The 14090-nt window shown below is 53.1% G+C and carries 13 protein-coding genes and 1 tRNA gene; 8 read left to right on the forward strand and 6 right to left on the reverse strand.

Annotation, left to right across the window (positions count from 1 at the left end; genetic code table 11):
* Positions 1 to 43: 43 nt before the first annotated feature.
* On the forward strand, positions 44 to 979 hold the full coding sequence (locus tag ACX9GU_RS20080) for a LysR family transcriptional regulator (RefSeq protein ID WP_473192687.1): 936 nt from the start codon (positions 44 to 46) through the stop codon (positions 977 to 979).
* A 378-nt stretch (positions 980 to 1357) separates the two neighbouring features.
* Here the strand turns inward: ACX9GU_RS20080 and ACX9GU_RS20085 are convergent, their stop codons facing one another.
* Both ACX9GU_RS20085 and ACX9GU_RS20090 read right to left on the reverse strand, forming a co-directional pair.
* Positions 1358 to 1780 (reverse strand): DoxX family protein, encoded by a 423-nt coding sequence (locus ACX9GU_RS20085; protein ID WP_473192688.1) that lies wholly within the window; start codon positions 1778 to 1780, stop codon positions 1358 to 1360.
* 396 nt (positions 1781 to 2176) lie between these two features.
* A tRNA-Arg gene (locus ACX9GU_RS20090) sits at positions 2177 to 2253 on the reverse strand.
* A gap of 447 nt (positions 2254 to 2700) precedes the next feature.
* Here ACX9GU_RS20090 and folD point away from each other — a divergent pair.
* Positions 2701 to 3567, forward strand: a complete 867-nt coding sequence (gene folD / locus ACX9GU_RS20095) for a bifunctional methylenetetrahydrofolate dehydrogenase/methenyltetrahydrofolate cyclohydrolase FolD (protein ID WP_021805409.1) — start codon at positions 2701 to 2703, stop codon at positions 3565 to 3567.
* Positions 3568 to 3578: 11 nt separating this feature from the next.
* Complete coding sequence (ybcJ, locus tag ACX9GU_RS20100) at positions 3579 to 3791, forward strand: ribosome-associated protein YbcJ (protein ID WP_021805410.1); 213 nt, start codon at positions 3579 to 3581, stop codon at positions 3789 to 3791.
* 70 nt (positions 3792 to 3861) lie between these two features.
* On the opposite strand, the gene ACX9GU_RS20105 is transcribed toward ybcJ, so the two are convergent.
* From ACX9GU_RS20105 to ACX9GU_RS20115, 3 genes are read right to left on the reverse strand one after another with little or no spacing between them, the layout of a single operon-like run.
* Entirely contained in the window at positions 3862 to 4575 is a 714-nt protein-coding gene (locus ACX9GU_RS20105; protein WP_473192689.1) for an MgtC/SapB family protein, read from the reverse strand.
* A gap of 8 nt (positions 4576 to 4583) precedes the next feature.
* Positions 4584 to 5819: an MFS transporter gene (locus ACX9GU_RS20110; protein WP_473192690.1), complete on the reverse strand. Its 1236-nt coding sequence runs from the start codon at positions 5817 to 5819 to the stop codon at positions 4584 to 4586.
* Positions 5820 to 5830: 11 nt separating this feature from the next.
* Entirely contained in the window at positions 5831 to 6652 is an 822-nt protein-coding gene (locus ACX9GU_RS20115; RefSeq protein WP_473192691.1) for an MBL fold metallo-hydrolase, read from the reverse strand.
* A 367-nt stretch (positions 6653 to 7019) separates the two neighbouring features.
* Here ACX9GU_RS20115 and ACX9GU_RS20120 point away from each other — a divergent pair, with 367 nt between their 5' ends.
* Positions 7020 to 9197, forward strand: coding sequence for an extracellular solute-binding protein (locus tag ACX9GU_RS20120; RefSeq protein WP_473192692.1), 2178 nt, complete (start codon positions 7020 to 7022; stop codon positions 9195 to 9197).
* A gap of 61 nt (positions 9198 to 9258) precedes the next feature.
* Here the strand turns inward: ACX9GU_RS20120 and cysS are convergent, their stop codons facing one another.
* Positions 9259 to 10644: a cysteine--tRNA ligase gene (cysS, locus tag ACX9GU_RS20125; protein WP_368436860.1), complete on the reverse strand. Its 1386-nt coding sequence runs from the start codon at positions 10642 to 10644 to the stop codon at positions 9259 to 9261.
* Positions 10645 to 10930: 286 nt separating this feature from the next.
* On the opposite strand from cysS, the gene ppiB reads away from it, so the two are divergent.
* From ppiB to purK, 4 genes are all read left to right on the forward strand, one after another.
* A complete protein-coding gene (ppiB, locus tag ACX9GU_RS20130; protein ID WP_024486088.1) occupies positions 10931 to 11425 on the forward strand; it encodes a peptidylprolyl isomerase B in 495 nt (164 codons plus the stop codon).
* 10 nt (positions 11426 to 11435) lie between these two features.
* Positions 11436 to 12158, forward strand: a complete 723-nt coding sequence (locus tag ACX9GU_RS20135) for a UDP-2,3-diacylglucosamine diphosphatase (RefSeq protein ID WP_473192693.1) — start codon at positions 11436 to 11438, stop codon at positions 12156 to 12158.
* Positions 12159 to 12289: 131 nt separating this feature from the next.
* Positions 12290 to 12814: a 5-(carboxyamino)imidazole ribonucleotide mutase gene (gene purE, locus ACX9GU_RS20140; protein WP_024486090.1), complete on the forward strand. Its 525-nt coding sequence runs from the start codon at positions 12290 to 12292 to the stop codon at positions 12812 to 12814.
* Positions 12811 to 13878, forward strand: coding sequence for a 5-(carboxyamino)imidazole ribonucleotide synthase (gene purK, locus ACX9GU_RS20145; RefSeq protein WP_368436863.1), 1068 nt, complete (start codon positions 12811 to 12813; stop codon positions 13876 to 13878). Before purE ends, purK begins: the two co-directional genes overlap by 4 nt.
* Positions 13879 to 14090: the final 212 nt, after the last annotated feature.

The following is a 14090-nucleotide window of genomic DNA, read 5'->3' on the forward strand; positions in this document are numbered from 1 at the left end:
GTGTATATCATTTTTGATATACAGAATCAGACTGGCGCGCAGAGTGAAACCCAAAGACTTCAAGATCGACGAACTTAGGATCGTCTGCTACGTTGCCGAGACGGCCAGCATCAGCAAGGCCGCTCAACGGTTAGATATGCCGCAGTCAAATGTGTCGCGTACCCTGACAGCCCTTGAGCGACGACTGGGTCTGGAGATCTTTTTACGCTCTCCGCGCACGCTGTCTTTGACCGAGTTTGGAGAAGAATTTTTACGTCGGGCCACTCAGCTATTAGATGAGCATAGCAACCTGCTCGATATGTCGGGTACTTATAAACGCAGCTTGAACGGCACGGTGACACTCGGCGCGCCAATCGGTACCCATTCGTTCCTGACCCGTTATCTGCTGCCCCCTTTGCTGCGCGAATATCCCGAACTGATCGTCGATTTAGTAACCCGTAACCCGGATGAACGTGAGAAAAAGTACGGGGCCGTTTTCGACAGTGACTGCGATCTGCTGATCAGCTTATTCCAACCGCAAAATGAAAGCCTGATCGCCAGGCCCTTAACCCGTTTCCGCGTCGGCTTGTTTGCATCACCTGGCTATATCGCTAACGCACCTCTGGTCGAACCCGCAGAGCTGAAAGAGCATCGCTGCATTACCTTGCGGATGCTGGGGGGGAACCTCAATACCTGGAGCAGCTATAGTTCGCAGGGCCAATTGATGCAGGTGACGGTCACCGGTAGCAGCATATGCGACAATATTCTGCCGGCCATCGAGCTGGCAAAACAGGGGCTGGGCATTGTTTATGCTCCCTACTACTCCGTCGCTTCTGCGCTGGAATCAGGCTCACTGTTGCCTTGCCTTGAACGCGAGCGCTGTATCGATATGCAAGCCTTTCTTATTTATCGCCAGCGTGGGGTGTTGCCCCATAGGGTTCAGGTGGTGATGGACAGCATTATGCATAATATGCAATTGCATGAGCAGCGTTTGATCTAGTGGGAGTGGCTATAACCGTCAAAGCGATACTGGAAGCCCTGTTCCCGGCATTCAACCTCAGCCACACAAGTGGGGAGTACTCTGCAATTGCATCTAGACCTGCGTTAAGGTTAGCCACACAACAGGGTACCTGTAGTACGAGTGAAAAAATTTACTAGCCGGAACCGTCAGTGATGCCAAAGATGCCATACAGCACCTTGGTGTTTTCATCTAACACCCGTTTAGCCTTGCTTATATTATCCATAGAAATCCATTTCGACTGAAATTTACGCTATTGTAAACGCCCTAGATGATTGATGTATATCATAAAAACATCCCCCGATTAAGGGGCGAACCAATGTGCGTCCCTATCGATTTAACGTTGTTTATCCGGCGGCCTCAGCGCCAATTCGAATTCTTCATCACCGAATAGCGGCCGCTACCGAGGAAGGCGATGGCCAGCCCAGCAAAGAAATACACGGCCATATCTTCTGCGCCCCAGGCCCCTACCTTCGTCAGCATCAGCGCCTTACCGGGATCGATCAGCAGGTAGGCCGCCAGCATGGTAAATGAAAATACCAACGCAGCCGGGCGGGTAAAAATCCCCAGAATAATCAGCACTGGTGCCACCAACTCGCCGATGAAAACACCGTAACCGATAACCCCCGGCAATCCATGCTGCACCAGCAGCCCCTGGATATAATCGATGCCGCCGATCAGCTTATGCCATCCATGGAATATCATCATAATGCCGAACGCCAGACGCAGAATTAGCTTGCCCAGTTCCGGGCGATCCATTACGCGATTGAACCAATTCACCATGTTGCACCTATTCAGAGTTAGTGATAATCGTAATCAATCTAATCCTAAGTAGCATTTTTACAAACGAAATTGATGGTAAACCTTGATCCAACACAATAAATAAATTTTCATAAAAACCAACGGTTATAAGCAATTCCTAAAGTGCTGGCCATGACGCATGCCTGTGCCTCACAACCGACGGTGATGCAAACTATGTTTTGGCAGAGGTATTTTATTGATAAGGGTAAGTGAAGGTATGGCAGGATTTTGCGTTGCCAATGATAGACACTGACTGCGCCTCTCATTGGTTAACCAAACACAAGGCACATTGACTACATCTTGAATGTTTGCGGCACAGATACGATATGAAGAGGGGCTCAGGCCGAATGAAAGATTACGTAACTCATTGAAATTTAATGGTACGCCCTACAGGGCTCGAACCTGTGACCTACGGCTTAGAAGGCCGTTGCTCTATCCAACTGAGCTAAGGGCGCATTGAAATGCGGATGCGGATGCGGCAACCGAGGTTGCGGAGTTGGATTATACGGTCAGAGGTTATCGAGTCAATGCCTTTTGTTGGTGTGCTGGCCGCCAGCGTGCTTTATGCTTATTTTTCGCACAAAAAAACCGGTTAACGCACGGCTAACGCGATGATCTGATTACGTAAATCTTCTGCCATACCGGCCAGTTTTCTCACATTATCCCTCAGACCTACGGCTTAGAAGGCCGTTGCTCACACCACCAGTGCTCCTGAGTTGAAGAGGAAGACAATAGAGATAAAAGCGTAGAGGATCATTCCGTTGGGGTAAAAAATGTCTAAACCGCTACGCAATCGTGTGCTTATTCTCTGCATTAACCCGATCGAAAGCCTGACAGCGCGCCTCTCTTCTGCCAAAATAGCGCCATCCCCCGCTTTTCTTAAATGATGGATTTCCTCACTGATGGCAGCAAAGATTATTGATGGCAAAACGATTGCGCAGCAGGTTAGAAACGAAGTAGCTGAGCAAGTGAAACAACGTCTGGCGGCTGGCAAGCGTGCGCCGGGCCTGGCGGTGGTACTGGTTGGTGAGAATCCGGCTTCGCAGATTTATGTCGCCAGCAAGCGCAAGGCCTGTGAGGAAGTGGGCTTTATCTCCCGCTCTTACGATCTGCCCGCCTCCACCACCGAGCCTGAACTGCTGGCGCTGATCGACAAATTAAACGCCGATAAAGAAATTGACGGTATTCTGGTGCAACTCCCTCTGCCTGCGGGCATTGATAACGTGAAGGTGCTGGAGCGCATCAGCCCGGATAAAGACGTGGACGGTTTCCACCCTTACAACGTCGGCCGCCTGTGCCAGCGTGCGCCTAAACTGCGCCCTTGTACCCCACGCGGCATTGTCACCCTGTTGGAACGCTACAACATCGATACCTATGGCCTGAACGCCGTAGTGGTAGGTGCCTCCAACATCGTTGGCCGCCCGATGAGTATGGAGCTGTTGCTGGCTGGCTGCACCACCACCGTCACGCACCGCTTTACCAAAAACCTGCGCCACCACGTCGAAAATGCCGATCTGTTGATCGTGGCCGTGGGCAAACCTGGGTTTATCCCAGGTGATTGGATTAAACCGGGTGCGATCGTGATCGATGTCGGCATCAACCGCCTGGAAAGTGGTAAAGTAGTCGGCGACGTAGACTTCGAAGCCGCAAGCGAACGTGCGGCCTTCATTACTCCGGTCCCAGGTGGCGTCGGCCCCATGACCGTTGCTACACTGATCCAAAATACCTTGCAAGCCTGCGAGGAATTTCACGACGTTCAACCTAACTAAGTTAAGGCAGTATGGAAATTTTCAATCTGGAAGGTCACCCTCATGTCGAACTGTGCGATCTGCTGAAGTTCCAGGGCTGGTGTGACAGCGGCGGTGCCGCGAAAGAAGTGATCGCCGAAGGGCAGGTCAAAGTAAACGGTCAGGTCGAAACGCGTAAGCGCTGCAAGATCGTTGATGGCCAGAAGGTCAGCTACAAAGGCATGAGCGTCACGGTTAAAGCCTGATTGTTCAACCGCCAAGAAAAAAATGCCGGGTCGGCTAAGCTACCCGGCATTTTTGATCCACTCAAACCTGTTAATGCTCCAATGCAACGAAGCACACGTGTTGCATAGCGCGCAACGTGCCATACAGTTCGTCCAGGGTCGTCCTTTTCCTTACCGTTAGCTTAAAGTTAACTTCAATCTTGTGCTTTTTGACGTCACGTATCGTCATCGCATCAATCAGGTTTCTCTGCTGATTAAGCTGGGCCATCAAGCTGGCTAACCCTGCCTGCTCATCGAGTATCAGCCGTACTTTGACCTTCCCCAGATATTGATCCCTCGATTGCAGCAGGAAAATATAGGGGCTGATTTTTATCGCCAGTAAAAACAGTGCGGTAGCCAAGAGTGCGTGCAGATAAAAACTGGCTCCACAGGCAATCCCCACTCCCGCCGATGCCCAAACGATCGCGGCGGTCGTCAGACCGGAAATGGCGTCATCACGCCGGTGCAAGATCACCCCTGCGCCCAGGAAGCCCACCCCACTGATAATCTGTGCGGCCAACCGCATGGGATCGCTGCGAATATTGACGGATATCTCGGCGTAATATTCCGCAGACTGAATCGACACCACCGTTAATACACAGCTGGCGACGGCAATGATCACGCAGGTTTTAAACCCAACGGGCTTGCCCTTGGATTCACGTTCCAGGCCAATCACGCCCCCCAGAACAAACGCCGCGACTATCTTGCCTACCGTCGCCAGATGTAGTGGTCCCAACCCACTCAGCACCGATAACCAGCTGTCCATGTTGCTTCCTATTGCTGCGCGGGTTTCATTGCCGCCGGTGTTTTCTGTTTAGAAAGATCGTCCTTGAAGAAAATAAAGAAGAAGACCGAGACAACGGCGGCGATAATCGCCGAGAACAGCCAGAAGCTTTCCCACTGCGGTAACGCCTGCGGCCCCTTCTCTGTCACGGTGCTGTTGAATATCTGGCCGCAAATGGTGGAAGCGAACAGCAAGCCAAAACCATTGGAGACGATAAAGCGCAGACTCTGTGCCTGGGCTTTGATTTCGGGCCGTGCCTTACGGTCGACATAGATATCCCCCACCGTAAAGAAGAAGTCCCAGCAGAAGCCTTGCAGCATCAGGCCAATCAGGACAAACGTCATGTTGGCGTCAAGCGCAGCCTGAGAGAACAGCACCGAGCGGATGATCCAGCACACCGCGCCCATCATCAACGTCACCTTGAAGCCCGCTTTCAGTAGGAAGAACGAAAGCAGGAACATAAACACCACTTCACAGGCGATCCCTACCTGCATCATGGAGGCGGCGTTATCAAACCCGAGCGCTTTAAGGAATACCGGAATATAGGCGGAATAGGCGGTTTTGGGGATCATCAACACAAAGATGCTCAGCATCAGAATGGAGAAGTTACGATCTTTAAATAACGACAGCGCATCCAGGCACAGCAGATCGCGCAGGGTGAAGGTACTGCCCTTGGCCTTCGGTGGTGTATCCGGCAAGGTAAAGCAGTACAGCCCCAATGCCACCCCAGCGGCCGAAGCAATGTACCAGGTCATGGTATCGCCGGAATATCCCATCTGCCCGATGATGAAACCTATCGCCATAAAACCGAAGGTGCCAAACACGCGGATCACCGGGAAGTACTTCACGCCGTTGATATGGCTGAAGCTGATGCTGTTGGCCAGCGCGGTGGTCGGATAGAACAGCAGCCCGACCAGGAAGATCATCACCAGCGTCATGGTGGTGTCCTGCGCCTCGATAAACTGCGGTACACACAGGATCACCCCGGCGTTAATCAGGTGCAGGATAGCCATGACTTTCTGCGAAGCAAAGAAGCGGTCTGCAACCATGCCGATAAACAGCGGCGAGAGTATCGTTGCCAATCCCAGCAGCGCATAAGATGAACCGATAATGGCGGCCATGCCGTAGGTGCTCAGCACCAGGCCCATCGTCATATTCCAGGCACCCTGCATGAAATACTGCACAAACATCATGATCAGCAGGCGAGGAGTCTTGTTAAAGTCCATGAGATCTCCCCCTATGCCACGTTAACGGTCAGGCCGTCATACGCAACGGTGATGTTTTTTTCACGGCAGGCCGCCACCAGTTCCTCATGCAGCAACTTGCCGCTGTGAGAAATATGTGACACCACGATCTGGCTGGCGGAATGCAGGCACTCCATAGCACGCAGCTTCTCTTGGGCGGCAAACACGGTTTCCAGGCTCATATGATTGTCAGTGCGATCGTCGCCGTTGAAACCGTAGGTACATTCCAGCACCACCAAATCCAACGCTTTGCCCTCTAGCCACTGCCAGGTAAGTTCAGGGAACCAGCCAGAATCATGACCATAGAAAATCGTCTGACCGTCTTTTTCGATCACATACACGTAGCAAAGCTCCCACTTGGCGTGGTTGGCCAGCAGCGGTGTGATCTTGTAGCCATGGCTTTCTACGGTGACGAAAGGCACCAGGCAGTGGAAACCAAAGCGCTGTTTGCTGTAGCCCGGCAATACCGCGGCACAGCCGTTGATCGCTCGATCGTTACCAAAAATCTCCAATGGATGGTCGATATCGAAGCCGTAGCCCTCCATTCGGCTAAACAGCTCACCGACGTTGAAATGGTCTGGATGGGTGTGGGTAAACAGCAGGTCGGTGAAACCACTCGCGTCCAGTCCATCACGCAACAGCTGTTGGCTGAACTCCGGGGCGACGTCGATCAACATCACATCATCAATAATCGCCGAAGAGTGGGTACGCAGATCTTTTCCCTTGAGAAAACGGGCCTGTTGGCAATGTTCACAGCGGCAAAACGGATTGGGGATCCCTTCAGAGGCAGCCGATCCCAGGAAATGTATTTTCATTTTTTATCCTTTTTATTCAGTACATTACTGACCTATCGTTCCTATCGCCTTCGTTAAGGTGAACCACGAAGGTGATTTTGGAACGTGTCAATCATAATCCTGAGACCAGAAAATGGTTAATACTGCAATGTATATTGGTGATCGGCTTCAAAAATTAAATTTAATATTTAGCAAAATCAATTCACTAAAAATAATCATTGGTAATTATTATGTTTTTCATCAAATTGGTGACACTGGATTAACAAAGTATAAATAACAACCAATTTATTATGGAACGATCCAAATTTTATGCTTGGAGAGAAATCGAGATAGCGAAGCGCCCATGCCGGTGTTAGCATCAAAACAGGCGGCTCAAAGCGGTGGGAAAATGGCAACTATCAAGGATATAGCGAAGCTGGCGGGGGTATCACACGGCACCGCTTCCAACGTGCTCAACGGGCGCGGCAATGTCAGCGTTGAAAAGATCGAGGCGGTCAAACAGGCTGCCCAGCAAATGGGTTATCAAATTAATGCCCAGGCGCAGTCGCTACGCGCCAGCAAAAGCAGTGGCGTTGCGCTGATCCTGCCCGATATCAATAACGAGCAGTATCACCAACTCTATCGTGGGCTTCAGCAATCATTACGCTCTCCTTTTCCAGGCAATCTGGATTTGTACATCACTAACGATCTGCCCTCTGCCGAAAGGGATATCTTGCAGACGCTGGCCGCAAAATCCTACCAAACCGTCGTTACGGTCTCCTGCCTTGCCGATAGCGAAAGCTATTATCAGACGCTGCGGCTGCCAGCGGAGCAGATCCTGTTTGTCTACCGTCATCCAGCTCAGGCTAAGACCACATTCAGCCTGAACTTTTGCCAGGCGGGCCAGGCCATTGCCAGCGAGATCGCCCGCGAACAACCCACACACGTTGGCGTGCTTTGTGAGCCCCTCACTTATACCAACGGCCAGTGTTTTGTCGATGCATTGAAAGATACGTTGGCGCAGTTAAGCCCATCGACCCAGCTAACGGTCGTTCCATCACCGGCCAGTGAATGTCACACCGCCGCCTTTGCTTTTTTTGCTGGCCAGCCGCCACAAATACTGATTGCTCAAGACAGTGACAAAGCCCGTTGCCTGACGCAGGCGGCCTATCTGGGTAGCGCAGCCCCCTGCCCACCAATCTGGCAACTCAGCGATAACGAACCCGCCGTAGTAGCCAATCAGTACCACTATCAGATGGATTATGCCCGGCTGGGTCTGGAAATCGCCCGTTATATCTGCGGGTTGGTAACACTAGCCGATGAGCAGATACTGGATAGCCGTGGCTTTGCTCTCGACGTTCAACCCATGCCCGCCGTTTCCGAACAGGGTGAAACGCTGAACATGCTGATCTTGCCTAGCCCCTCAACCGATGCGCTGAAGAAGCTGTTGCCGCATTTCTATCGTCAGACCGGCATCAAGGTGAATCTCGCGGTTTATCCTTATGATGAAGTGTTTGAGATCCTCTCGAATCTGCATCTGCATCCTTATTACGATTTGCTGCGTATCGATATGGCCTGCCTCCCCTGGTTTGCGGCAAAGGCCCTCACGCCGTTGGCAGAGATCGCGTCAGAGCTACCAGAACTGCTGGAAAACTTCTCGGCAGAGGTTGGCCATCATTTCAGCCAGATTGACGGCAAAGCCTATGCGTTACCGTTTGATGCCAGCACCCAGTTGCTGTTCTATCGCCGCGATCTGTTCGAAGATCCCACGGTCAAACGCATGTTCTATGAGAAATCGGGCAAGGAGCTGAAGATCCCGACCAGTTTCGACGAGTTTGATGACATTACGGCCTTTTTCACGGCGACTCATCAATCTGGCAATCCGCAACGTCCAATAGGTTCATCGACGACTCTCGGTAGTTCCGGGTTAATTGCTACCGAGTTTCTGCTGCGCTATTACGCGTTAGGTGGGCGGCTAGTGCATCAAGACAAACCGGTGCAACTGGAGGCAGCATTGGCCATCGAAGCGTTGCGGCAATATCAACAACAGCTTACCGTCACCACCAATCTCAACAGTGAATGGTGGAACGCTGCAGTGGCCCAGTTTGAGCAAGGCCAACTGGCGATGCTGATCATGTATATGAATCTGTTCAACGACGTCGCCCACAGCCCTCTATCACCGGCAATTGGTTACGCGCCGGTTCCGGGCAACATCCCGCAGATGGGCGGTGGCTCGTTAGGCATGTCTCGTTTCAGTGATAAGAAAGTGCAGGTAGAGCAGTTCTTCCGTTGGCTTTATTCGGCTGAAATTACCGAGCATCTGGTGCTTTTGGGGGGTAACAGCGCCCACCGCAGCATCTATCAAAACCAGCGCATTCTGCATCTCTATCCCTGGTTCAACCTGCTGCGAGATAATCCTAGTATCGGCATCCGTGAATCTCGGGGTTTACAGGGCGAGTTGTTCAACCTGCGCCATGCGGAGATCATTATCGGCCAGGGCGTGACCAACGTCGTGAACAAGATAATGGATCCGCAGCAAGCTATTGATTACATCAACCAGCGCCTGCTCAGCGAAGCTCATGCTTAAGGCATAAAAAAAACCGGGAAGCCACAGCAACCCGGTTTCATTAACTTAATAAGTTATTAGTTTATTTACGGCGCCAGCTAGTCCCCTGCGGGCCATCTTCCAGCACGATATTCATCTCGTTCAACCGATCGCGAGCGGCATCTGCCAGCGCCCAGTCTTTGGCGGCACGTGCGTCGTTACGCTGTTTGATCAACGCTTCAATCTCTGCCACTTCCGAGTCGTCCGCCTGCGCGCCACCTTGCAGGAACTGTTCTGGTTCCTGTTGCAGCAGGCCCAAGACCTTGGCCAGCTTACGCAGCTCTGCCGCCAACCCATTCGCCGCCGCCATGTCTTCGCTCTTCAGACGGTTTACTTCACGCGCCAAGTCGAACAACGCGGAATAGGCTTCTGGGGTGTTGAAGTCGTCGTCCATGGCCTCACGGAAGCGCGCTTCAAAGGCTTCACCGCCAGCAGGTTTGGCATCAGCGTCGGTGCCACGCAGCGCGGTATATAAACGCTCCAGCGAAGCGCGAGCCTGTTTCAGGTTCTCTTCGCTGTAGTTCAGTTGGCTGCGGTAGTGGCCAGACATCAGGAAGTAACGCACGGTTTCGGCGTCGTAATAACCCAGCACGTCACGGATGGTAAAGAAGTTGTCCAACGACTTCGACATCTTCTCTTTATCAATCATTACCATCCCGGAGTGCATCCAGTAATTGACGTACGGGCCATCATGCGCGCAGCTGGATTGGGCAATCTCGTTCTCGTGGTGTGGGAACATCAGATCGGAGCCACCGCCGTGAATGTCAAAATGGGTGCCAAGCTGTTTGCAGTTCATGGCCGAGCATTCGATATGCCAGCCTGGACGGCCTGGGCCCCACGGTGATTCCCAGCTTGGTTCGCCCGGCTTGGACATCTTCCACAGCACGAAGTCCATCGGGTTGCGTTTCACGTCGTCGATTTCCACGCGCGCACCGGCTTGCAGTTGCTCCAGATCCTGGCGGGACAGCAGGCCGTATTGCGGATCGCTATCGATGGAGAACATCACGTCGCCGTTGCTGGCCACATAGGCATGATCGCGCGCCAACAGGCGTTGGGTGATCTCGATGATTTCTTCGATATGGTGGGTGGCACGCGGCTCCTGATCCGGGCGTTCGATCAGCAGCGAATCAAAATCGGCGTGCATCTCTGCCAGCATACGCGTGGTCAGTTGATCGCAGGTTTCGCCGTTTTCTGCCGCGCGACGGATGATTTTATCGTCCACGTCGGTCACGTTACGCACGTAGTTCAGCGAATAGCCGAGATAACGCAGGTAGCGCGCTACCACGTCGAAAGCAACAAAGGTACGCCCGTGGCCGATATGACACAGGTCATAAATGGTTACCCCGCACACGTACATACCGACTTTACCGGCATGAATGGGCTTAAATTCCTCTTTTTGACGACTCAGGGTATTAAATATCTTTAGCATCAGGGCTGTCCGTGGTGTGCGTGATAACAAACATATCCGCATATTGAAACCCGAAGGCTGCTCTATTGCAAGGTCAAGCCCAAGGATTGCTGAATTGATCGGCAGAAAATTGCGTGAGATCGGAATTAACCTAATCCAGACTAAGATAACAACACGTGTATTTCTGCCGCGGAACTGCCACCCTAGCCACTGCTGACTGATTAATGGAGATATGTTATAAAGTCGGTCTGATTGCTCACACGCCTTCCTATGTGACAGCTCATTTCATCTTGCTAGGACTAAAACTATGGTTACTTTCCACACCAATCACGGCGATATCGTTATCAAGACCTTTGCTGACAAGGCACCGGTTACCGTTGAAAACTTCCTGAACTACTGCCGTGAAGGCTTCTACAACAACACCATTTTCCACCGTGTTATCAACGGCTTTATGGTTCAGGGCGGTGGTTTTGAACCAGGTATGCATCAGAAAGACACCAAAGCAACCATCAAGAACGAAGCTAACAACGGCCTGAAAAACACCCGTGGCACCCTGGCAATGGCTCGTACCAACGATCCACACTCTGCCACCGCCCAGTTCTTCATCAACGTGGTGGATAACGACTTCCTGAACTTCCGTGCTGAAAACTCCCAGGGTTGGGGTTACTGCGTATTTGCCGAAGTGGCAGAAGGCATGGACGTGGTCGAGAAGATCAAAGCGGTAAAAACTGGCCGCAGCGGCATGCACCAGGATGTACCGGTTGAAGATGTCGTGATCACCAGCGTTACCGTCAGCGAGTAATCGCGGCTGCATGAGCACGCTGTTCATCGCAGACCTGCATCTATGCGCACAGGAACCGGCAATTACTGCCGGTTTTCTGCGTTTTTTGCAGCGTGAAGCCGTTCACGCCGATGCGTTATATATTCTGGGCGATCTGTTTGAAGCCTGGATTGGCGATGACGACCCTGAGCCGTTGCATCGCGAAATTGCCGCCGCACTAAAGGCGTTGCACCAGGCCGGAGTGCCCTGCTACTTCATTCACGGCAACCGCGATTTCCTGTTGGGTAAGCGCTTTGCCAAGCAGAGCGGTATGATCCTGCTACAGGAAGAGCAAGTCGTCGAGCTGTATGGCCGCAAGATCCTGATCTTGCACGGTGATACCCTGTGCACCGACGATCAGGCTTATCAAGAATTCCGCAAGAAAGTGCATAACACCTGGATCCAACGTGCTTTTCTGGCGCTCCCTCTGCGCTGGCGCTTGAACATCGCCGCTAAAATGCGTGCGCGCAGCCAACAAAGCAACCAATACAAATCCACCGCGATTATGGACGTCAACCCGCAAGCCGTTGAGCAGGCCATGTTGCGCCACAACGTCCACTGGATGATCCACGGCCACACCCATCGCCCGGCAGTCCATCCGCTGGCATTACCTAACGGTGAAGCCCATCGCGCGGTGTTGGGAGCCTGGCATACACAAGGCTCAATGATTAAAGTCACGGCAGATGCCGTCGAACTGATCGAGTTCCCCTTCTAGGCCGTTTTCCTGTATTTGAGGGTAAAAACCGTCGACGCAACCGTTTTCCTTCCCCTGTACCCATGATATGCTCTACGCCCTCATACGGCCTGCCAGCCGACGTTTGTCCACATCACAGGAGCCATGCACTCATGGGAGCCACCGCTACTTCAGCCGCCAACGCTGGGGTTAAAATCGCAATCGTAATGGGTTCAAAAAGTGACTGGGCCACTATGCAGTCCGCGGCCGAAGTTCTGACCACGCTGGATGTCCCGTTCCATGTCGAAGTTGTCTCCGCCCACCGCACGCCGGACAAGCTGTTCAGCTTTGCCGAACATGCCAAGGCCATGGGTTTTGACGTGATCATCGCCGGTGCCGGTGGTGCTGCGCATCTGCCAGGCATGTTGGCGGCCAAAACGCTGGTTCCGGTGTTGGGTGTGCCGGTGCAAAGCGCTGCGTTAAGCGGTGTCGATAGCCTGTATTCCATCGTGCAGATGCCACGCGGCATTCCGGTGGGTACGCTCGCCATCGGCAAAGCCGGTGCGGCCAACGCCGGGTTGCTGGCAGCACAAATCCTGGCGCTGCACGATGCCGGGCTGGCACAGCGGTTGGCACAATGGCGTCAGGCCCAGACCGACGAGGTCCTGAACCATCCGGACCCACGGGAGGACGCATGAAGCCGGTTTGCGTACTGGGTAACGGCCAGTTAGGGCGTATGCTGCGCCAGGCAGGTGAGCCGTTGGGAATTGCGGTTTATCCTGTCGGTCTGGATGCCGAGCCGGAAGCGGTGCCCTATCAAAATGCGGTGATCACCGCAGAGATCGAACGCTGGCCAGAAACCGCCCTGACCCGCGAATTGGCGACGCACAATAACTTCGTCAACCGCGATATCTTCCCGCGTTTGGCCGATCGCCTGACGCAGAAGCAACTGCTCGATCAACTTCATCTCGCTACCGCGCCTTGGCAATTGCTGGCAAGCGCTAGCGAATGGCCTCAGGTGTTTGCCACCTTGGGTGAGTTGGCAATCGTTAAACGCCGCGTGGGTGGTTACGACGGCCGCGGCCAGTGGCGTTTACGCCCGGGACAAGAGGCCGAGCTACCGGCGGATAACTATGGTGAATGCATCGTCGAGCAGGGAATTAATTTCTCTGGCGAAGTGTCATTGGTGGGTGCCCGTGGTCATGATGGCCAGTCGGTATTCTATCCGCTGACCCACAACCTGCACGAAGAAGGCATTCTGCGTACCAGCGTGGCGCTGCCACAGCCCAACCCGGCGTTGCAACAGCAGGCCGAGCAGATGTTGGCTGCGATCCTCGATGAGTTGAACTACGTGGGCGTGATGGCGATGGAGTGCTTTATCGTCGGCGACAGCCTGTTGATCAACGAGCTGGCCCCACGTGTCCACAACAGTGGCCACTGGACGCAGAACGGCGCTTCCATCAGCCAGTTTGAGCTGCATTTGCGGGCTATCCTGGGGCTGCCGCTGCCTAAGCCGGTGGTGAATACGCCTTCGGTGATGGTCAATCTGATCGGTACGGCGGTTAATCAGCAATGGCTGGCCCTGCCGCTGGTGCATTTGCACTGGTATGAGAAAGAGGTGCGTGAAGGACGTAAGGTGGGTCACCTGAACCTCAACGATCCTGATGCGGCCTCTTTGCAACAGGCGTTGCAGGCATTAGCGCCGCTGCTGCCAGCCGAGTATCAAAGTGGCTTGGCCTGGGCACAGCAAAAGCTGGGGTGATCTTGTGGGGTGATAGGCCTTTAATCTCGGTGTATTCCCCTCACCCTAACCCTCTCCCACAGGGAGAGGGGACCGATCGAGTTAGGCCGAAAGTATAGTGATTCTTCATCAGCACTGGCTGACTGACCCTGCTCATCCTGGTTAAAGTGACGATCGAGTTGCTTGATCAACTCTTTACTTCCAAAAGTGCAGGGACTATCAGCTCCCTCTCC

Source organism: Serratia sp. K1WW1 (assembly GCF_055790865.1).